We start from the raw sequence: 18243 nt of genomic DNA on the forward strand, positions 1-18243 counted from the left end.
GGATGCCTGCCTCTTACCTGACCAACAGATCGCGCTCCATACGCACGAAGACGATCGATGCGTTGCGCCGGTGGATCGTCTGATACTGGTCCCAGTCCTTGAACTCGGGCAAACCCGCCGCATCCGGCACCTCGCTCAGCGCCGCGTCGGCCCGGGTCAGCTCGATCAGCCGGGATTCGAGTTGGGTCAGGTAGCGGTCCACGCCGTCGATCAGCGCGGCCGACGCGACCGGACCGTGCCCTGGAACCACCTGGCGGATCGGCAGCCCCCGCAGTGCCTGCAGGGCCTGCCGCCAGCCGTCGATCTCTCCGTCCTGCACGTCGGGGATGCGGCGCTGGTCGAGCAGGCCGCCGGCGAACAGCACGCCCGTGCGCCCGTCCAGCACCGCGATGTCGCCCGGCCCGCTCGAATGGCCGTAGTACAGCACCCGGACCGGCCGACCGATCAACCCGGACTCGTAGGGCGCATCGAACTCGGTGTCCGGCTTGAACATCACGGTGCCACGCATCGCCTCCTCGCCGAGCACGCGATTGAGCGTCTTCAGGCAGCCCTCGCAGCGCGCCGTCATCAGCCGCGAGGCCTTGCGCTGCATCTGCACCGGAATGCCGCGCTCTCGGAAGGCCGCAGCGCCGAAGATGAACTCCTGGCGCGCATGCGTGAGCAGGAGCAGCTTCACGGGCTTGTCGGTCACCCTCGCGATCTCGGCCAGCAGCGCCTGGCCATGACGGTAGGACGTGCCGCTGTCGATCGCGATGACGCCGGCGTCACCGACGATGAAGCCGGCGTTGCCCAGCCGGCCCTGGTTGGCCAGGTCCACCTCGCCGGAGCTTCCCTGCACCATGTACACGCCGGACGCCACTTCGACGGCCCTCGGCGCCGTCGGGTCCGCGCCGGGGGCCGCAAGCGTGGCACAGCCGCTCGCCGCGGCCAGGCCGAGGGCGCCGACGAGCGGCAGCAGGATCCTTCTTCTGATGGCGAACTGCACCTTCTTCTTCCAGGGCTCGGGGCTGGAGCGATTCCGGCCCGGCGGCCCGCTGCGCTCTCGTCTTGTCTCCCGACCTCACTGTAGCGGGCCCACCGCACCGACTGCCGCGTGGGGTCGGCCTTTCTCGACTCACGACCGAGCTCGAAGGGCGCGGGCCGGCCGGCGCCCGACCCCGGCGCCGTCAGTGTCGAACTGAACCGGTCCGGCCAGATGCGCCCCGATTCCCGACAATCGAGCCCTCCCTCGATGTGGCCTTGCCGGCCCTCAGCCCATGCAACTCTCGGTCCTCGACCAGTCCATCGCACTCGCCGGTGTCGGCGAGGACGCGGCGATCCGCGACACCGTCGATCTCGCCGTGCACTGCGAGACGCTCGGCTACCGGCGCTTCTGGTTGAGCGAGCACCACAACCTGCCGACCATCGTGGGCACCGCGCCCGAGGTGCTGATGGCCGCGGTGGCCGCACGCACCCGCCGCATCCGCATCGGCAGTGCGGGCGTGATGCTGCCGCACTACGCAGCGCTGAAGGTGGCGGAACAGTTCCGCGTCCTCGACGCGCTGGCGCCGGGGCGCATCGATCTGGGCGTGGGCCGCGCGCCGGGCGGCGACATGCGGACCGCGCTCGCGCTCAACCCGCAGGCCCACGGCGCGGCTGACCAGTTCCCCGAGCAGATCCGCGACCTGCAGGCCTGGACCGCCGGGCGGCAACACCGCGGCATCGTGGCGCATCCCCGGCCGCCGGCGGACGCGCGCGACTTCGAGCGGGCCCCCGCGCTCTGGGTGCTCGGCAGCTCCGACTACGGCGCCCGGCTCGCGGCGCACTTCGGCCTGCCCTACGCCTTCGCCTACTTCTTCATGGACGGCCAGGGCGTCGAGCAGGCCCTGTCGCTGTATCGCGCGCTGTACCAGCCGAGCGAACGGCACCCGACGCCGCAGGCCACGATCTGCGTCTGGGCGCTCGCCGCCGACAGCGAGGCCGAGGCACGGCACCACGCGCTCAGCCGCGACCGCTGGCGGATCGACCGCGCTCGCGGCCGTCTTGGCCCGCTGCTGTCGCCCGACGCAGTTGCCGAACGCGGCTTCAGCGCCGAGGAAGGACCGGCCCTGGAGGCCCAGCATCGCAAAGCCTTCGTCGGCAGCGCCCCGCAGGTCGCCGCGCAGCTGAGGGAGCTGGCGACCGCGCTGGGGCTCGATGAACTGGTGGTCAACACCTGGGCGCACGACCCGGCCGTGCGCCGCCGCTCCTATGCGCTGCTGGCGCGCGAGTTCGGCTTGGCGCCGGACCTCGCAACAACACCCCCGGAGAACGCTGCATGAGCTTTCGCCCGCTCGCACTGCCGCCTGGGGTCGCCGGTCGGGTGTGGCTGTCGCCGATGCCGGGCCGGCTGCAACCCTGGGAGCGGTTCGTCACCGTGGCGCGCGATGCCGGGCTGACGCGCATCGTCTGCTTGACACCCCTCGAGGAGATCGCCGAGCTGTCGCCCGACTACGCGGCGGCCATCGAATCGCACACCCTGCCCTGCCAGTGGCAGGCGCTACCGATGCGCAACTACGGCGTCGCGCCGGATCTACCGGCCTTCCAGGTCGGGGTCGAGGAGATGGCGCTCGCCCTGGGCCGCGGCGAGGTCCTGCTGCTGCATTGCGCTGCCGGCATCGGCCGCACCGGCACCGCCGCCGCCTGCCTGCTCAAGCGCCTGGGTCTGAGCACCGATGCGGCACTGCAGCAGGTGCGCGAAGCCGGGTCGAACCCCGAATCGGCACGGCAGTCGGGCTGGATCGAGACCATCTGAGCGCAGGTGCCGGCGACGTTCGGAACCAATTTGTCAGCTTTACGTCATACTTCCGACAGGCGCCCTTCCACTGATCGGCCGCCTGCAGACTCTGACAAGGAACAGGACATGAAGCGTTGGTGGCTTGGTGTAGTGATGGCGGCGTCGCTGGCAGTGGGGCTGGCCCCGACGCTCGTGGAGGCCAAGCGCCTCGGCGGTGGCGGTTCGGCCGGCATGAAGCGCAGCCTGCCGCCGCGCAGCACCCCGGACGCGCCGCCGGCCAAGCCGGCCGCCACACCGAACCAGGCCGCACCGGCGGCGCCGGCAGCGGCCGGTACGGCCGCTGCCGCCGCGCCCAAGCGCTCCTGGATGGGCCCGATCGCCGGTCTGGCCGCCGGCCTGGGCATCGCGGCATTGATGAGCCATCTGGGCCTGGGCGAGGCCTTCGGCAATTTCCTGATGCTCGCACTGCTGGCCGTCGCCGCGGTCTTCCTGATCCGCTTCGTGATGCGGCGCATGGCCGGCGGCTCGGCCGGACCGCGACCGGCGCTGGCCGGTGCGGGAGCCGGCGGTCACGGCGGCGCCACGCAGCCTGCCTGGCCCGCGCCGGCCGAGCCGCTGCAGCGCCGCGTGGAGCCCTCGCCCGTCGCGGCAGTGCCCCCGATCGCCATGGTGTCCACGGGCGGAGCATTGCCGGCTGATTTCGACGCCGCCGGCTTCGAACGCCTCGCCAAGCAGATCTTCATCCGCCTCCAGGCAGCCAACGACACGGCCGATCTGAACGACCTGCGCGCTTTCACGACGCCCGAGCTGTTCGCCTCTTTGCGCCTGGACCTGCAGGAGCGCGGCGAGACTTCGCAGCAGACCGACGTGCTCAAGATCGACGCCGAGGTTCTGGACCTGGCCCGTGAGGACGGCCGGCAAGTGGTCAGCGTGCGCTTCCACGGCCTGGTGCGCGAACTGAGCGACGCCGCCGCCACCGATTTCGACGAGGTCTGGCACCTCGTGAAGCCGGACGACGACAGCCGTCCCTGGGCCATCGCCGGTATCGAGCAGCGGCACTGATCGCGTCGAGGTGCGTGGCTGCGGCTACGCTCCAGGGTGTCGACAAGGGGCTGCGGCCCCTTGTCCCGTTCTGGAACCCGAAGAATCCCCTGCACAGCTGCCATGCCCCGCACGATCCTCCTCACCGCCTCGCTGCTCACCGGCCTGCTGATGCTGCAGGCCTGCGGCACGCCTGCGGCGCGCTCGCCGGCCGCCGGCACGCTGCTGCCGAACGAGAACCTCGTCGTGCAGGGCATTCCGGCCATCCCGGTGTCGCTGGTGCAGCAGGTCGAGCGTTACACCGATTTTCGCGGCCATGCCCTTGCCGACTGGCATCCGGCACGCGACGAGATGCTGGTCTCGCACCGCCCGGCCGGCGCCAACACCGCGCAGCTGTTCCGTGTGCCCGGCCCGTTGGCGGCCCCGGTCGCGCTGACCGACTTCGCCGACCCGGTGACCGAGGCGAGCTACGAGCCAGTGCTGGGCCGCTACCTCGTGTTCTCGCGCAGCCCCGGCGGCAACGAGGCCGAGCAGCTGTATCGGCTCGATGCCGGCAAGCGCCAACCCACGCTGCTGACCGATCCCGACCAGCGCCACGACGCCATCGGCTGGCTGCACCAGAGCGCGCAGTTGCTTTACACCGCGGTACCGCTGGACCGCACCGCCGAGGGCGGCAGCCGCGCAACGCCCACCACCACGCTGTGGCTGGTCGATCCCCTGCAGCCGTCGTCGCGTCGCCGCATCGCCGAGCTGCCCGGCACCGGCTGGTTCGGTGGCGAGATCTCGCGTGACGACAAGCAGTTGGCGATCACGCGCTACCGCTCGGCGACCGATTCGCAGGTCTGGCTGATCGACCTCGCCGACGGCACGCCGACGCAGTTGCTGCCGGCCGTCGGCGAACCCTTGCAGGCCACGCACTTCCCGGTCGGCTACTCGCCGGACGGCGCCTCGCTCTACGTGCTGAGCGACCGCGCCGGCGAGTTCCGCGAGCTGATGCGCTACGACTTCGCGAGCCGCGCGCTGACGCGGCTCACGGCGGCGATTCCCTGGGACGTCGGCGCGGCCCAGCTCAGCGACGACGGCGCGCTGGCGGCGCTGAAGATGAACGTCGACGGTCGCGAGGAACTGCGCGTCGTCGACACCCGCACGCTGCGCGAACGAGCGCTCCCCGCGCTGCCGGCCGGCGGCGTGAATGCGGTGCGCTTCCAGCCGCGCACCCACCGGCTCGCGGTGGCGATCGACAGCGCCCAGGGGCCGGGCCGCCTGTTGGCGCTCGACGTCGACCGCGGCACGGTGCAGCCGTGGACACGGCCCCACGTGCCGCCGGGCCTGGACACCACCAGCTTCCCCGACCAGCGCATCGTGCGCTGGACCAGCTTCGACGGCCTGAGCATGTCGGCCGTGCTCAGTCCGCCGCCGGCGCGCTTCACCGGCAAGCGGCCGGTCGTGGTGCTGGTGCACGGCGGCCCCGAAGCGCAAGCGACGATGGGCTTCCTGGGCCGCTGGAGCTACCTTGTCAACGAGCTCGGCGTCGCCATCGTCGAGCCCAACGTGCGCGGTTCCTCGGGCTATGGCAAGACCTTCCTCGCGCTCGACAACGGCATGAAGCGCGAGGACGCCGTCAGGGACCTCGGCACGCTGCTCGACTGGATCGCCACGCAGCCGGACCTCGACGCGGGCCGCGTGCTGGTGGTCGGCGGCAGCTACGGCGGCTACATGAGCCTGGCCGCGAGCGTGCACTTCGCCGACCGCATCGCCGGTGCGATCGACATCGTCGGCATCTCCAGCTTCGTGAGCTTCCTGAACAACACCGAGAGCTATCGGCGCGACCTGCGCCGCGTGGAATACGGCGACGAGCGCGATCCGGCGATGCGCGACTTCCTCGAACGCATCTCGCCGCTGAACAACGCACAGAAGATCCGCAAGCCGCTGTTCGTGATCCAGGGTCGCAATGACCCGAGGGTGCCGTGGACCGAGGCCGAACAGATCGTCGAACGCGTCCGGCAGACCGGCACGCCGGTCTGGTACCTGCTCGCCGAGAACGAGGGGCACGGCTTTCGCCGCAAGGAGAACGCCGACTACCAGTTCTACGCGATGCTGCTCTTCATGCAGGAGACGCTGCTGAAGTCGGCCGGGCGCCAAGACTGACACGACTTCACCGGATTCAGCGACGCCGCGGGCCCCGGCGGGGTCGGAACGCGGCCGGCGTGCGCTCTAATCCGGGCCAGTGCGCGCACTGATCTGGTGGCAAGCTGGTCCACCGTCGGTCTCGCTGTAGCCGTCCGACCGGAGGAGAAAGAATGGGACCTACGAGAATGCGCCGCTTCCTGGCCGCCTGTCTGCTGCTGGCCGCGCCCTGGGCCCAGGCTGGCCTGGTGTTCGCGGTCAACGAAGGCGTGACCTACCGCGTGCCGAGCGAGCAGATCGCCGCCAAGTACGCCGCTATCGCGGCCGACCTGGGCAAGCTGCTGAAGCAGCCGGTGACCATCGAGCCCGTGGGCGACTACCCGACGCTGCGCAAGCGCCTGGCCGAGAAGGCCTACGACCTGGCGATGGTGCACCCGGCCCACCTGTCGATCGTCGCCATCAAGCAGTCGGGCTACAAGCTGGTGGTCGTGACCAAGGGCTACGAACAGTACAGCGCCAACTTCCTCGTCAAGGCCGACTCGCCGCTGAAGTCGCTGGCCGACATCAAGGGCCTGCGCCTCGGCGCACCCGACGAAGACTCGATCACCTCGTGGATGGTGCGAGCCTCGCTGCGCGACGCGATCGGCGATCCCAAAGGCGTGGCCTTCACCTACACCCGCTACCAGGACGCGGTGCCCTTCTTCGTCGAGAACAATCTCACCCACGTCGGTGCGACCGCAGCGTCATCGGTCATCAAGGCCTGGCAAGCCAAGGGCGGCAAGGTGCTGTTCAAGTCCAAGCCGGTGCCGATCAAGCACGTGATCGCGAGCCCCTCGCTCAGTGCGGAGCAGGTCGGCATCGTGCGCGATTACCTGCTGTCGCTCGATGGCAGCGAGGACGGCCGCAAGAAGCTCGAACCGACCAAGTACCAGGGCTTCGCCACCTACGACGAAGCCGCGATGCTCGCCATCGGCACCTGGCTGGGTCTCTGACCCGAGCCACGGAGGTGACGCCAGCCGACGACCCGTTGGTGGGGCCCGCACCGCCGGCGCTCTACCGCGACGAGGCCCTGCTGGTCGTCGACAAGCCACCCGGCCTGCTGGCCGTGCCCGGACGCGGCCCGCTGAAGCAGGATTGCCTGGCGGCCCGGGTGCAGCGCGCCTGGCCGGACGCCCGCGTGGTGCATCGGCTCGACGAGGCCACCTCCGGGCTGATGGTGTTCGCGCTGGACGTCGAGATGCAGCGACGCCTGAGCCGGGCGTTCGAGCAGCGTGAAGTCGAGAAGCGCTACGTCGCCGTGGTCGCAGGCCATGTCGAGCCGGCCGCGGGCCGCATCGACCTGCCGCTCGGCGCCGACTGGCCGAACCGGCCGCGCCAACAGGTCGATCACGCGCGCGGCAAACCCGCGCGCACGCACTGGCAGGTGCTGTCCTACGACACGAGCGGCGATTCGACCCGCCTCGAGCTCACGCCCGAAACCGGCCGCACGCACCAGTTGCGCGTGCACCTGATGGCCATCGGCCACGCCATCCTCGGCGACGCGCTGTACGCACCGCCGTCGATGATGGCCCGATCACCGCGCCTGCTGCTGCACGCCAGCGCCCTGGCCTTCGCGCACCCGATGCCCGGCCGGCCGGCGCTCGCCTTCGAGTCGCCGCCGCCGTTCTGACCGAGGCGTCGCCAGGAGCGGACCGCTCAGGCCTTCTTCGCGTAGGCGCTGCACCACCCTGCTGCGGCCACCTGCTTGCCGGCGAACAGCGGGCAGTTGCCGGCGGCGTCGCCCGCCTTGCCCTGGAACAACTGGCAGTTGCCGCATTTTTGCCCGGCGGCGTAGGTCTTGAACTTGGCCTTGTCGGCCTTCGTCGCGTCTTCCACATAGCCCAGTGCCACGGCCTGCGGATCCTTCTCGCTGACCTTGGTCTGCGCTTGCGCATGGCGTCCTGCCCAGGCGGCCAGGCCGGCTGCGGGTATCCACTGGATGAACTGGCGTCTGGCTGTCATCGTCGTCTCCTGCTGAGGGTCGGGTTGCACGGATCGCCGGATGCGCAGGCATCCGATCGACGCTGCATGCTAGGCAGCCAAGGCTGACATCTCGGCGACGCGACTGCAAAGCCCTGCGCGCGCAGCCGAACCGAGAATCGATCGCGTTCCCGAGCCCGACACGATCAAGCGCTTCCCGCGCCTTCCGCGGCCAGCAGCCGCACGCGCGCGCCGCTCACGGCGACCACCTGACCGGCCCGCAGCTTGGCGCCGCGCCGCAGTTCCTCGCGGCCGTCGACCTGGACCTGGCCGGACTGGATCAGTTGCTTGGCGGCGCCGCCGCTGTCGGCCAGTCCCGTCGCCTTGAGCAGCGCGTCGAGCGTGATGAACTCGCCGCGCAGTGCGAAGTCGAGCTGCTGCAGCTTGCGCCCGCTCATGCGAACCGCACGCGCGCGGCGCCGGACTGCAGCCGACCGATGGATGCGGCCGCCGCGAAGCCGGCGCGCCAGAACGCGGCCAGCACCGCGTCGACGGCGCCCGGCGCACACGACACCAGCAACCCGCCGCTCGTCTGCGGATCGCTGAGCAGCGCACGCTGCCAGGGCTCGACCTGCGGGCCGAGATCGACGTGGTCGCCGTAGCCGGCCCAGTTGCGTGCCGAGGCGCCGGTGACGATGCCTTCCTGCGCGAAGCCTCGCGCGATGTCGATCCACGGCACGCTCGCCAGGTCGACTTCGGCGGCCAGTCCGGAGCCACGGCACACCTCCAGCAGGTGGCCCGCGAGGCCGAAGCCGGTCACGTCGGTCATCGCGTGCACGCCGTCCAGCGCACCGAGTTCGCTGCCCACGCGATTGAGCTGCGTGGTGAGGCGCAGCATCTCGGCATAGCCGGCCGCGTCGAGGCGGCCCTTCTTCAACGCCGCCGACAGCACTCCCACGCCGAGCGGCTTGCCGAGCACCAGCACGTCGCCCGGCCGGGCGTCGGCATTGCGGCGCACGCGCTCGGGGTGCACCAGGCCCAGCGCGACCAGGCCGTAGATCGGCTCGAGCACGTCGATCGAGTGTCCGCCGGCGATCGGGATGCCGGCCTCGCGGCACACGCTCGCGCCGCCCTCCAGGATGCGGCCGATCACCGCGGGCGGCAGCTTGTCCAGCGGCATGCCGACCAGGGCCAGGGCCAGGATCGGCGTGCCGCCCATCGCATAGACGTCGGAGATCGCGTTGGTGGCCGCGATGCGGCCGAAGTCGTAGGGCTCGTCGACAATCGGCGTGAAGAAATCGGTGGTGGCCACCAGCGCCTGGTGCTCGTTGAGTCGGTAGACCGCCGCGTCGTCGGCTGTCTCGGTGCCGACCAGCAGGTCGGGTGGGATCAGCCCGGCCGGGGCACGCGACAGGATGTCGGCCAGCACCCCGGGCGCGATCTTGCAGCCGCAGCCGCCACCGTGGGAAAAGGATGTGAGTCGGATGGATTCCATGATGCAAGTGTCGATCAAACCGAATCGGGCGGCCCGACGGTGAGCCACTGCCCGACTACCGTCGACGACCTCGCCGGCTTCGACACCGTGATCGACGTGCGCTCGCCGGCCGAGTTCGCGCTCGACCACATCCCGGGCGCGATCAACTGCCCGGTTCTCGACGACGAGGAGCGCCGCGTCGTCGGCACGCTGTACGTGCAGGTGTCGGCCTTCGAGGCACGCAAGCTCGGCGGCGCGATGGTCGCACGCAACATCGCACGGCATCTGGACACGGCTTTCCACGACCGGCCGAAGGGCTGGCGACCGCTGCTCTACTGCTGGCGCGGCGGCATGCGCAGCGGCAGTTTCGTGACCTGGATGCGCTTGGTGGGCTGGGATGCCCAGCAACTGCAGGGCGGCTACAAGGCCTGGCGCGCGCATGTCATCGCGCGCATCGCGGCGCTGGCGCCGAGCTTGCCGCTGCGCGTGCTGTGCGGGCCGACCGGCAGCGCCAAGACACGTGTGCTGCAGGCGCTGGGTGCGCTGGGCGAGCAGGTGCTCGACCTCGAGGCGCTGGCCGCACACCGCGGCTCGGTGCTCGGCGCACTGCCCGGCATGGAGCAGCCGTCGCAGAAGGCCTTCGAGACGCAGCTCGCGGCGGCAATGAAGGGCTTCGACCTGACGCGCACGATCTGGGTCGAGGCCGAGAGCCGCAGGATCGGCCGCATCAGCCTGCCCGACGCCCTGCTGGAACGCCTGCGCGTCAGCCCGGTGGTGCAGATCGATGCCACGCCCGACGCCCGCCTGGCCTACCTGCTGCGCGACTACGCCTGGCTCGGCGACGACCCGCAACGCCTTGCCGACAAGCTCGGCCTGCTCAAGGGCATGCTCGCCAACGAGACGCTGGCGCAGTGGCAGGACTGGGCGATGGAGCGCAATCTGCCGCCGCTGTTCGCGGCACTGATGACACAGCACTACGACCCGCTCTACGCCCGCTCGCAAGGCCGCCACTTCGAGAAGCTGAGCGGAGGGCGGCGCGTCGGGACGGACGATCTCTCCGAGGCCGGCATTGAAGCGCTCGCGCGGCGCATCGCCGCCGGCTGACTCAGGGCTCCAGATCGACCAGCGGCAGTTGCTCGAGAAAGGACGCGATCGCGCCCTCTCCACTCAGCGCGTCGAAACGCGTCAGATCCCGGCCATCGTCGAGCATCAGGTGCCCAGGCGCCAACGCGCGAACCGCCGTTCACCCTGCAGCGGAGCGTGGTGCAGCACCTTCAGTTGCTCATGACGCGGGTCGACCATCAGGCGCTCAATCAGCGCATCGATCGTGCCCACCTCGCCCTCCACGTACTGGCAGACCTGGGCCCCGTCGAACACCAGCACACCGGTGATCGACTGTTCGGCATTCAGCTGCCGCGCCTCGGCCACCACCACGGCGATCGTTTCGAAGGGCTTGTCGCCGCGGACCTGACTGAGATACAAGAACTGCGACAGTGTCGTCATGGAGGAGAGATTCCGGTTCAGGTGGAAGTGAGGCGCGCAGCACGATAGAACACACCATCAGCCTTCACAATGTCAATTGACACTCGCCGGAGTTCCCTTGCCGCCCTTGCCCATCACGCCGATCGCCACCCGCCGGCCGCCTGCGCCCAGTGCCCGCTGCGGGCTCTGCCGGCGTTCTCTCCGGTCAGCGCGAAGGAATTGGCTTATATCCAGAGCTTCCGCCATGGCAGCGCGGCTTTCGCCGCCGGACAGGACGTGCTGGCCGAGCATGCGACGAGCGAGTGGCTCTACACGGTGTTCTCGGGCTGGGCCTTCCGCTTCAAGACCCTCAGCGACGGGCGCCGCCAGATCCTCAATTTCCTGCTGCCCGGTGACTTCATCGGCTTGCAGGAGCAGTTCGCCGACGGGGCTCCACACGGCGCCGAGGCCCTGACCGAACTGCAGTTGTGCCGCTTCCCGAAAGCCGAGTTGTGGTCTCTGTACCGCGAGTTCCCGAGCCTCGGCTACGACCTGACCTGGCTGGCTGCGCGCGAGGAGAACCTGACCGACGAGACGCTGCTGTCGGTGGGCCAGCGCAGCGCGGCCGAGCGGATCGCGATGCTGTTGATCCATCTGTACCGGCGCGCCGAGCGGGTGGGCCTCGTCGAGGGGGCCGCCGTGGCCTTTCCGGTCACGCAGCAGCACATCGCCGATGCGCTGGGCCTGTCGCTGGTTCACACCAACAAGACACTGCGCCGCCTGCACAGGCTCGGCCTGCACGAGATCGCCGACGGCCGGCTGCGACTGCTGAACCGCCACGCCCTGCAGCGCCTGGCCGACTATGCAGAACGGCCGATGCGAACGATCCCTCTGATCTGACCGCGGGCCATGCCGGTCGTCGGCGCAGGGTTCACGGGTGTGGCATCGGTGAAACGGATCGAGGCTCCTTCGCCCACATGGGAAACGATCAGCTACACTCACCTTCGTAGATATACACAAGATCGCGGTTCTTAGGTGTTTGCTCAATCCGGTCGATGGTTCTCGTCGACTGTCTGGTTTGTCTCCCCCAGGTAACGTTTCTTGAGTGTCTCTGCATGAGCACGGCATGTTGCCGTGCCGTACTTTTTGATCGACAGGAACGTATATGAGCGTGCAAACCGGCACCGTGAAGTGGTTCAACGAAGCCAAGGGCTTTGGATTCATCGCCCAGGACGGCGGTGGCGCCGACGTCTTCGCGCACTTCCGCGACATCCAGGGCAACGGCTTCAAGACGCTGCAGGAAAACCAGCGCGTCGAGTTCGAAGTGAAGCAAGGCCAGAAGGGCCCGCAAGCTGCGAACATCCGCCCGCTGTAATCAGCGAGTTCGGTGCTCCACTCAAGACGCGGCTTCGGCCGCGTTTTTTGTTGTCCGCCCGCGTCTGCATCCTAGAATCGCGCCCCCTCGCCAGACGCCACCATGCCCGGACCGACCCTTTCCTACTGCGCGATCGATTTCGGCACCTCGAACTCAGCCATCGCCATTCCCGCCGACCACGGCAGCAGCCGCCTGGTCGAACTGGAGGCCGGCGAGTCCACCATGCCGACGGCGGTGTTCTATTTCGCCGAGCACGAGCCGCTCGCACCCGGTGCCGAGCCACCGCGCGCCTTCGGCCGGGCCGCGATCGCGGCCTACGTGGACGGCTACGAAGGCCGCCTGATGCGCTCGATGAAGAGCATCCTCGGCTCCAGCCTGGTCGAGCAGACTACCGATGTCGGAGGCGGTCATGCGGTGAAGTTCCTCGACGTCATCACCGGTTACCTGCGCCACCTGCGACATGCCGCCGAAACCGCCCTCGGCGCGCCGATCACGCAGGCTGTTCTGGGGCGGCCGGTGTTCTTCGTAGACGGCGACGCGACGCGCGATGCGCAGGCGCAGGCTTCGCTTGAAGCCGCAGCGCGCGCGGTAGGTTTGCGCGACGTGGTGTTCCAGTACGAGCCGATCGCGGCCGCCTTCGACTTCGAGCAGCAGGCGACGCGCGAGCAATGCGTGCTGGTGGCCGACATCGGCGGCGGCACCTCGGACTTCTCGGTCGTGCGCGTCGGCCCCGACCGCCGCGACCGGACCGATCGCAAGGACGACATCCTCGCCAGCCACGGGGTGCACATCGCCGGCACCGACTTCGACCGGCGCATCGAGCTCACCGGCATCCTGCGCGAGCTCGGCTACGGCGCCTCGGGCCCCGCACGAGGCGACCAACCGCCGCGCGAGGTGCCGAGCGCGGTGTACTTCGACCTCGCGACCTGGCACCTGATCAACACCGTCTACCAGCCGGGACGCGTGGCCGAACTCAAGAACATGGCGGCCTTCTACGCCGACCCGCGCCACCACCGGCGCCTGCTGCGCACGGTGAGCGAACGGCTCGGGCACGAGCTGCTGGCGCGTGCCGAGGCGGCGAAGATCGCGGTCGCCGACGGTGCCGACACGCAGATCGACCTGGACCTGGTCGAACGTGCGCTGAGGGTCCCGCTCAGCGCGCCGCAGGCGGCCGAGGCGATCGACGGCGATGTGGAGCGCATCGTCGAGGCCGCGCGGCAGACCGTGGTGCAGGCCGGGTTGACGGCGGCATCGGTGGACGCGCTCTACTTCACCGGCGGGTCCACCGGCCTGCGGCTGCTGACCAAGCGCCTGGCCGCGAGCTTCCCGGCCGCACGCGCAGTGCGCGGCGACCGGCTCGCCAGCGTCGCCACCGGGCTGGGCCTGCACGCGCAACGCCGGTTCGCCGTGGCCCGCTGAGGTTCCACGCCACCACTAACATCGCCCGCATGCATTCCGACGACCCGTCCCCCCTGGCCCGGCCCGCCTCCTGCACCGAACTCTTCACCGCCTTCACCGGCCTCGCGCTCCAGGGCTTCGGTGGTGTGCTGGCGGTGGCTCAGCGCGTGCTGTGCGACGACAAGCGCTGGCTGAGCAAGGGTGAGTTCCTCGAGGCCCTCGCGCTCGCGCAGGTGCTGCCCGGGCCGAACGTCTGCAACCTCTCGCTGATGGTGGGGGACCGCTACTTCGGCACGCGTGGCGCTTTCGCCGCGCTGGCCGGGATGATGGCGGCGCCGCTGCTGATCGTGCTGGCGGCCACGATGCTCTATGCGCAATTCGCCACCCATCCCCTGGTGGCCGGTGCCCTGCGCGGCATGGGGGCCATCGCGGCAGGCATGATCATCGGAACAGCCCTGAAGCTGGCCGCACCGCTGCGCAGCAGCCCGCTCGGCCTGCCAACGCTGGCGGCGTTGGCCACCGCCTGCTTCGTGGCCGTGGCGCTGCTGCGCTGGCCGCTGGTCTGGGTGCTGCCGGCGCTGGGCCTGCTGGCCTGCGCGCTGGCATGGCGGCGGCTGCGGACCTCGGAGACGCCGTCGTGACGCTGCCCGAAGGCTCGGCGCTATTGGCGCTGTTCGGCCACTTCCTGCTGCTGTCGCTGCTGTCGATCGGCGGCGCCATCACGGTGGCGCCGGACATGCACCGCTGGATGGTCGTCGAACAGCAGTTGCTGAGCGATCCGCAATTCACGTCGTCGATCGCGATAGCCCAGGCGGCGCCGGGCCCGAACGTGCTGTTCGTGGCGCTGCTCGGCTACCAGGCGGCCGGGTTGCTGGGCGCGGCGGCCACCCTGCTGGGCATCATGCTGCCCTCGGTCACGCTGGCGCTGCTGGTCAACCGCTGGGGGCACACGCGGCAGGATTGGCGCTCGGTGCGCGCCTTCAAGGTCGGCATGGCGCCGATCACGCTGGCGCTGATCGCCGCCACCGGCTGGCTGCTGGCCGCACCGCCGAGCGAGTGGCGTTCCCTGCTGGCGACCGCCGTCGCCGCGCTGCTGGTCTGGCGCACGCGGCTGCACCTGCTGTGGATGATCGCGGCCGGCGCGCTGCTCGGCCTGCTGGGCTGGATCTGACCGCCCGGCCCGCACGGACGACGCGCCGCGTGCACACTGTCCGCACTCCCCGCCCTGCCGTTGCCTCATGATCACTGTCCTTCACAACCCGGCCGCCACGCGCTTCGAAGCGAGCGTCGACGGCCTGCTCTCGGTCGCCGACTACGCCCTGCGCGGCCACGTGATGACCCTGCACCACACCTTCGTGCCGACCGCGCTGCGCGGCCGCGGCGTGGCCGCCGCGCTGGTGCAGGAAGCCCTGGCGCATGCACGAGCGCAGGGGCTCAAGGTGGAGCCGTCGTGCTCCTACGTCGCGAGCTACATGCGGCGCCATCCGGAGACGCAGGACCTGCATGCCTGAGCGCTTCGCTCGTGCTGCACCGCACCACGAAAAGCGGGCCCGGCATTCGGCAACTCGACGCGACTTCTGACCGGAATGAGGGGGTCGCATCCCCCAATCACGGCATATGCCTGTCATCTTCCCTGCCGACAATCAGAACCGTTCGATGGCGATGGAGGGCAACGCCCCGTCGACTCTCCGCGGCCACCGGACAAAGGGTCGAGCTTCCGGGCCCCGGGCCCCCTGCGGGGGACCCACCAACAGGAGCACCAACAACGAAGCCCCTGCCCCGCGGCAGGGGCTTTTCCTTTGGGGGCGACGCGCCGGAGCGGGCGTTAGCATGGCCACGAAGCCCTTCGACCGGAGCCGCACGATGTGCCCGCGTGACGCCCTGCTTGCTGCCGCGATCGCCGCCCACGCCGGCGCTTACGCGCAACCCTGCCCCAGCGACACGGCGCCACGCGACGCCGAGGTGCTGCTGACGGCCCAGGTGGCCGACGGCCGCGCTCGCGACCTCAAGCGCAGCGACCTCGAGTCGCTGCCGCCGCGCCAGGTCAGCCTTCGCCGCGCGGTCGAGCGCGAAGGCGCTCGCGACGAGCAGATCCTGAGCTACGGCGGCTGGCTGCTGCGCGACGTGCTCACGCTTGCCGGCTTCGACGAGGCCGGCCGTCGCGACACGCGCACCTGGGTGGTCGAGGCCACGGCCACCGACGGCTACCGCGCGGTGTTTTCCTGGGGCGAGCTCTACAACAGCGCGCTCGGCGAGCAGGTCTACGTGATCGGCTCGCAGGACGGTCGCGCGCTCGACGTCACCGCCGGTCCGCTGGCGCTGCGCTCGCTCGCCGATCAGCGACCCGGGCCGCGCCACGTGCGCAACCTGTGCGCGCTCGCGGTGCGGCCGTTGCCCGCACGCTGACCCGCCCATGCGCACCGCGTTGCGGCTCGAGCCCGGCGACGACCTGCGGCGCCGTCTCGAGGCGCTGACAGTCGAGCGCGGCTGGCCGGCCGCCTTCGTGATCGCCGGCATCGGCAGCCTGCGCATCACCGCGCTGCGGTTGGCCGAAGCGACCGAGCCGCTGCAACTGGAGGCACCGGTCGAGATCCTGAGCCTGTGCGGCTCGCTGTCGCTCGCGGGCGCCCACCTGCACATGAGCATCGCCGACGCCCAGGGCCGCGTGCTCGGCGGACACGTAGCGGCCGGCTGCGAGGTGCGCACGACGGTCGAGCTGCTGGTCGAGGTGCTCGAAGACCTGCGCTTCGAACGCATGGCGGACGCCCGCACCGGCTATCCAGAGCTGCGCATCACGCCGCGCTGAAACCGTCCTGCATTGCGCTGTCGCCTTGGCGACAGCGCACCATTCAGCCTGCCTTCAGCTCGGCGACCTCCAGACCTGCGATCTTCTCGCCGCAGCCCGTGACAACGCCACGGGCCTTCCGCGTCCGGTGCGGTGACTGATTGGAGTTCGCGATGGTTTGGCAGCAGGTCTACAACCCTTTCGACAGCATGCTCGTCTCGACGCTGCTGGCCGCCGTGCCGGTGGCAGTGATGCTGATCGGCCTCGGCTTTCTGCACCTCAAGGCCCACATCGCCGCGGCGGCCGGCCTGGCCAGCGCGCTGGCGATCGCGATCCTCGCCTTCGGCATGCCGGCCGGCATGGCCGGTCGTGCGGCGCTGCTCGGGGGGCTGACCGGCCTGCTGCCGATCGGATGGATCGTGCTGAACATCATCTTCCTGCACCAGCTGACCGAGCAGAACGGCAGCTTCAAGGTGCTGCAGGACTCGATCGCCGGCATCACCGAGGACCGCCGCCTGCAGTTGCTGCTGATCGCGTTCGCGTTCGGCGCCTTCTTCGAGGGCGCCGCGGGCTTCGGCACGCCGGTCGCGGTGACCGCCGCGATCCTGATCGGCCTGGGCTTCTCTCCGCTCGCGGCCTCCGGCCTGTCACTGATTGCGAACACCGCGCCGGTGGCCTACGGCGCGCTCGGCACGCCGGTCATCACGCTGGCCAAGGTGCACGGTTACGACGTGCTGGCGGTGTCGGCGATGATCGGCCGACAGCTGCCGTTCTTCTCGCTGCTGGTGCCGTTCTGGCTGATCTGGGCCTTCGCCGGCTGGCGCGGCATGAAGCAGATCTGGCCGGCGGTGCTCGTCACCGGCGTGAGCTTCGCGGTGCCGCAGTTCCTGGTGTCCAACTACATGGGCCCGGAGCTGGTCGACGTGATCGCCGCGATCTGCTCGATGACCGCGCTGGTGTTGTTCCTGCGCGTCTGGCAGCCGTCCGAGATCTGGACCTCGGTGTCGCTGAAGGGTCACGAAAAGGACGGCGGCGAAGCGCGCGCCGCCACCGCACCGACCCGCCATGCGCGAGCGGACGTCGTGAAGGCGTGGACGCCCTGGGTCATCCTGACGGCCTTCGTGTTCGTCTGGGGTCTGCCAGCCACCAAAACCTGGCTGAACGGCATCTTCGCTCCCAAGTTCCCGATCGAGGGCCTGCACAAGCTGATCGAGAAGATGCCGCCGGTGGTGCCCAAGCCGACCGCCGAATCGGCGGAGTACGTGTTGGGCCTGCTGTCGGCGACCGGCTCGGGCATCCTGCTGGCCGCTGTCGTGGGCGGCCTCGTGATGGGCTATGGCATCCCGGCCCTGGTCCAGGCCTACGGCCGGACGATCTGGCTGGTGAAGTACTCGTTGCTCACCATCGTGCTGATGCTCGCGCTCGGCACGCTCACCCGCTACTCCGGTCTCGACACCACGCTGGGTCTGGCCTTCGCGTCGACCGGCGTGTTCTATCCGTTCTTCGGCACGCTGATGGGCTGGCTGGGTGTGGCGCTGACCGGTTCGGACACCGCCTCGAACGTGCTGTTCGGCGGCATGCAGAAGGTCGCGGCCGAGCAGCTGGGCCTGAGCCCGAACCTGATGGGTGCGGCCAACAGCTCCGGCGGCGTGATGGGCAAGATGATCGACGCGCAGTCCATCGTCGTCGCCTCGACCGCGACACGCTGGTTCGATCACGAAGGCGACATCCTGCGCTACGTGTTCTTCCATTCCATCGCGCTCGCGAGCCTGGTCGGGATCCTGGTGACGCTGCAGGCCTACGTGTACCCGTTCACGCTGATGGTCGTGAAGTGACGTGCCGCCGCAGACGCGGCCGGAGCAGACCGT

21 protein-coding genes are annotated in these 18243 nt (G+C 70.0%); 16 read left to right on the forward strand and 5 right to left on the reverse strand.

Annotated elements, in window-relative coordinates; genetic code table 11:
- Positions 1–13 precede the first annotated feature (13 nt).
- Positions 14–985 carry an MBL fold metallo-hydrolase gene (locus tag MPE_RS11045; protein ID WP_011829782.1) on the reverse strand — a complete coding sequence of 324 codons (972 nt, stop codon included), beginning with the start codon at positions 983–985 and terminating at the stop codon, positions 14–16.
- Between the two features lie 271 nt (positions 986–1256).
- On the opposite strand from MPE_RS11045, the gene MPE_RS11050 reads away from it, so the two are divergent.
- From MPE_RS11050 to MPE_RS11075, 6 genes are all read left to right on the forward strand, one after another.
- Entirely contained in the window at positions 1257–2300 is a 1044-nt protein-coding gene (locus MPE_RS11050; RefSeq protein WP_011829783.1) for an LLM class flavin-dependent oxidoreductase, read from the forward strand.
- Positions 2297–2773 (forward strand): protein-tyrosine phosphatase family protein, encoded by a 477-nt coding sequence (locus MPE_RS11055; RefSeq protein WP_011829784.1) that lies wholly within the window; start codon positions 2297–2299, stop codon positions 2771–2773. The genes MPE_RS11050 and MPE_RS11055 overlap by 4 nt, the downstream gene beginning before the upstream one ends.
- Positions 2774–2881: 108 nt before the next feature.
- A complete protein-coding gene (locus tag MPE_RS11060; RefSeq protein ID WP_011829785.1) occupies positions 2882–3817 on the forward strand; it encodes a Tim44 domain-containing protein in 936 nt (311 codons plus the stop codon).
- A gap of 102 nt (positions 3818–3919) precedes the next feature.
- Positions 3920–5944, forward strand: a complete 2025-nt coding sequence (locus MPE_RS11065) for a S9 family peptidase (RefSeq protein ID WP_011829786.1) — start codon at positions 3920–3922, stop codon at positions 5942–5944.
- Positions 5945–6096: 152 nt separating this feature from the next.
- The gene (locus MPE_RS11070) at positions 6097–6915 is read left to right on the forward strand and encodes a phosphate/phosphite/phosphonate ABC transporter substrate-binding protein (RefSeq protein ID WP_011829787.1); all 819 of its coding nucleotides are present in this window, start codon (positions 6097–6099) and stop codon (positions 6913–6915) included.
- A gap of 14 nt (positions 6916–6929) precedes the next feature.
- Positions 6930–7592: an RluA family pseudouridine synthase gene (locus MPE_RS11075; RefSeq protein WP_237706313.1), complete on the forward strand. Its 663-nt coding sequence runs from the start codon at positions 6930–6932 to the stop codon at positions 7590–7592.
- 26 nt (positions 7593–7618) lie between these two features.
- On the opposite strand, the gene MPE_RS11080 is transcribed toward MPE_RS11075, so the two are convergent.
- The 3 genes from MPE_RS11080 to selD all read right to left on the reverse strand — a co-directional run bounded on the left by MPE_RS11080 (position 7619) and on the right by selD (position 9377).
- Positions 7619–7924 carry a high-potential iron-sulfur protein gene (locus MPE_RS11080; protein ID WP_011829789.1) on the reverse strand — a complete coding sequence of 102 codons (306 nt, stop codon included), beginning with the start codon at positions 7922–7924 and terminating at the stop codon, positions 7619–7621.
- 164 nt (positions 7925–8088) lie between these two features.
- Positions 8089–8340, reverse strand: a complete 252-nt coding sequence (locus tag MPE_RS11085; RefSeq protein WP_011829790.1) for an RNA-binding S4 domain-containing protein — start codon at positions 8338–8340, stop codon at positions 8089–8091.
- Entirely contained in the window at positions 8337–9377 is a 1041-nt protein-coding gene (selD, locus tag MPE_RS11090) for a selenide, water dikinase SelD (protein ID WP_041929648.1), read from the reverse strand. The genes MPE_RS11085 and selD overlap by 4 nt, the downstream gene beginning before the upstream one ends.
- A gap of 39 nt (positions 9378–9416) precedes the next feature.
- Between selD and mnmH the strand changes: the two genes are divergently transcribed.
- Positions 9417–10460, forward strand: coding sequence for a tRNA 2-selenouridine(34) synthase MnmH (gene mnmH / locus MPE_RS11095; RefSeq protein ID WP_036229872.1), 1044 nt, complete (start codon positions 9417–9419; stop codon positions 10458–10460).
- 105 nt (positions 10461–10565) lie between these two features.
- On the opposite strand, the gene MPE_RS11100 is transcribed toward mnmH, so the two are convergent.
- On the reverse strand, positions 10566–10859 hold the full coding sequence (locus MPE_RS11100) for a BLUF domain-containing protein (protein ID WP_011829793.1): 294 nt from the start codon (positions 10857–10859) through the stop codon (positions 10566–10568).
- A 69-nt stretch (positions 10860–10928) separates the two neighbouring features.
- Between MPE_RS11100 and MPE_RS11105 the strand changes: the two genes are divergently transcribed.
- The 9 genes from MPE_RS11105 to MPE_RS11145 all read left to right on the forward strand — a co-directional run bounded on the left by MPE_RS11105 (position 10929) and on the right by MPE_RS11145 (position 18210).
- Positions 10929–11717 (forward strand): Crp/Fnr family transcriptional regulator, encoded by a 789-nt coding sequence (locus tag MPE_RS11105; RefSeq protein WP_011829794.1) that lies wholly within the window; start codon positions 10929–10931, stop codon positions 11715–11717.
- A gap of 265 nt (positions 11718–11982) precedes the next feature.
- Positions 11983–12192: a transcription antiterminator/RNA stability regulator CspE gene (cspE, locus tag MPE_RS11110; protein ID WP_011829795.1), complete on the forward strand. Its 210-nt coding sequence runs from the start codon at positions 11983–11985 to the stop codon at positions 12190–12192.
- A gap of 102 nt (positions 12193–12294) precedes the next feature.
- Positions 12295–13611, forward strand: a complete 1317-nt coding sequence (locus tag MPE_RS11115; protein WP_011829796.1) for an Hsp70 family protein — start codon at positions 12295–12297, stop codon at positions 13609–13611.
- Between the two features lie 29 nt (positions 13612–13640).
- Entirely contained in the window at positions 13641–14231 is a 591-nt protein-coding gene (locus MPE_RS11120) for a chromate transporter (RefSeq protein WP_011829797.1), read from the forward strand.
- Entirely contained in the window at positions 14195–14761 is a 567-nt protein-coding gene (locus MPE_RS11125) for a chromate transporter (RefSeq protein ID WP_049820805.1), read from the forward strand. The genes MPE_RS11120 and MPE_RS11125 overlap by 37 nt, the downstream gene beginning before the upstream one ends.
- 67 nt (positions 14762–14828) lie before the next feature.
- Positions 14829–15101 (forward strand): GNAT family N-acetyltransferase, encoded by a 273-nt coding sequence (locus MPE_RS11130; protein ID WP_011829799.1) that lies wholly within the window; start codon positions 14829–14831, stop codon positions 15099–15101.
- Between the two features lie 319 nt (positions 15102–15420).
- A complete protein-coding gene (locus tag MPE_RS22755) occupies positions 15421–15996 on the forward strand; it encodes a hypothetical protein (protein ID WP_011829800.1) in 576 nt (191 codons plus the stop codon).
- A 7-nt stretch (positions 15997–16003) separates the two neighbouring features.
- The gene (locus tag MPE_RS11140; RefSeq protein WP_011829801.1) at positions 16004–16396 is read left to right on the forward strand and encodes a PPC domain-containing DNA-binding protein; all 393 of its coding nucleotides are present in this window, start codon (positions 16004–16006) and stop codon (positions 16394–16396) included.
- 152 nt (positions 16397–16548) lie between these two features.
- The gene (locus MPE_RS11145; protein ID WP_011829802.1) at positions 16549–18210 is read left to right on the forward strand and encodes an L-lactate permease; all 1662 of its coding nucleotides are present in this window, start codon (positions 16549–16551) and stop codon (positions 18208–18210) included.
- The last annotated feature ends 33 nt before the right edge of the window (positions 18211–18243 follow it).

The sequence above is a fragment of the Methylibium petroleiphilum PM1 genome (assembly GCF_000015725.1).
GTDB classification, from domain to species: Bacteria; Pseudomonadota; Gammaproteobacteria; order Burkholderiales; family Burkholderiaceae_C; genus Methylibium; species Methylibium petroleiphilum.

Bases quoted from the DNA above. Each gene is read 5' to 3' on its own strand.
- MPE_RS11100 (WP_011829793.1), bottom strand. From the start codon at position 10,859: ATGACGACACTGTCGCAGTTCTTGTATCTCAGTCAGGTCCGCGGCGAC.
- MPE_RS11065 (WP_011829786.1), top strand. From the start codon at position 3,920: ATGCCCCGCACGATCCTCCTCACCGCCTCGCTGCTCACCGGCCTGCTG.
- MPE_RS11130 (WP_011829799.1), top strand. From the start codon at position 14,829: ATGATCACTGTCCTTCACAACCCGGCCGCCACGCGCTTCGAAGCGAGC.
- MPE_RS11085 (WP_011829790.1), bottom strand. From the start codon at position 8,340: ATGAGCGGGCGCAAGCTGCAGCAGCTCGACTTCGCACTGCGCGGCGAG.
- MPE_RS22755 (WP_011829800.1), top strand. From the start codon at position 15,421: ATGGCCACGAAGCCCTTCGACCGGAGCCGCACGATGTGCCCGCGTGAC.
- MPE_RS11115 (WP_011829796.1), top strand. From the start codon at position 12,295: ATGCCCGGACCGACCCTTTCCTACTGCGCGATCGATTTCGGCACCTCG.
- MPE_RS11105 (WP_011829794.1), top strand. From the start codon at position 10,929: ATGTCAATTGACACTCGCCGGAGTTCCCTTGCCGCCCTTGCCCATCAC.
- MPE_RS11120 (WP_011829797.1), top strand. From the start codon at position 13,641: ATGCATTCCGACGACCCGTCCCCCCTGGCCCGGCCCGCCTCCTGCACC.
- cspE (WP_011829795.1), top strand. From the start codon at position 11,983: ATGAGCGTGCAAACCGGCACCGTGAAGTGGTTCAACGAAGCCAAGGGC.
- MPE_RS11060 (WP_011829785.1), top strand. From the start codon at position 2,882: ATGAAGCGTTGGTGGCTTGGTGTAGTGATGGCGGCGTCGCTGGCAGTG.
- MPE_RS11055 (WP_011829784.1), top strand. From the start codon at position 2,297: ATGAGCTTTCGCCCGCTCGCACTGCCGCCTGGGGTCGCCGGTCGGGTG.
- MPE_RS11070 (WP_011829787.1), top strand. From the start codon at position 6,097: ATGGGACCTACGAGAATGCGCCGCTTCCTGGCCGCCTGTCTGCTGCTG.
- MPE_RS11080 (WP_011829789.1), bottom strand. From the start codon at position 7,924: ATGACAGCCAGACGCCAGTTCATCCAGTGGATACCCGCAGCCGGCCTG.
- MPE_RS11145 (WP_011829802.1), top strand. From the start codon at position 16,549: ATGGTTTGGCAGCAGGTCTACAACCCTTTCGACAGCATGCTCGTCTCG.
- MPE_RS11050 (WP_011829783.1), top strand. From the start codon at position 1,257: ATGCAACTCTCGGTCCTCGACCAGTCCATCGCACTCGCCGGTGTCGGC.
- MPE_RS11140 (WP_011829801.1), top strand. From the start codon at position 16,004: ATGCGCACCGCGTTGCGGCTCGAGCCCGGCGACGACCTGCGGCGCCGT.
- MPE_RS11125 (WP_049820805.1), top strand. From the start codon at position 14,195: ATGGCGGCGGCTGCGGACCTCGGAGACGCCGTCGTGACGCTGCCCGAA.
- selD (WP_041929648.1), bottom strand. From the start codon at position 9,377: ATGGAATCCATCCGACTCACATCCTTTTCCCACGGTGGCGGCTGCGGC.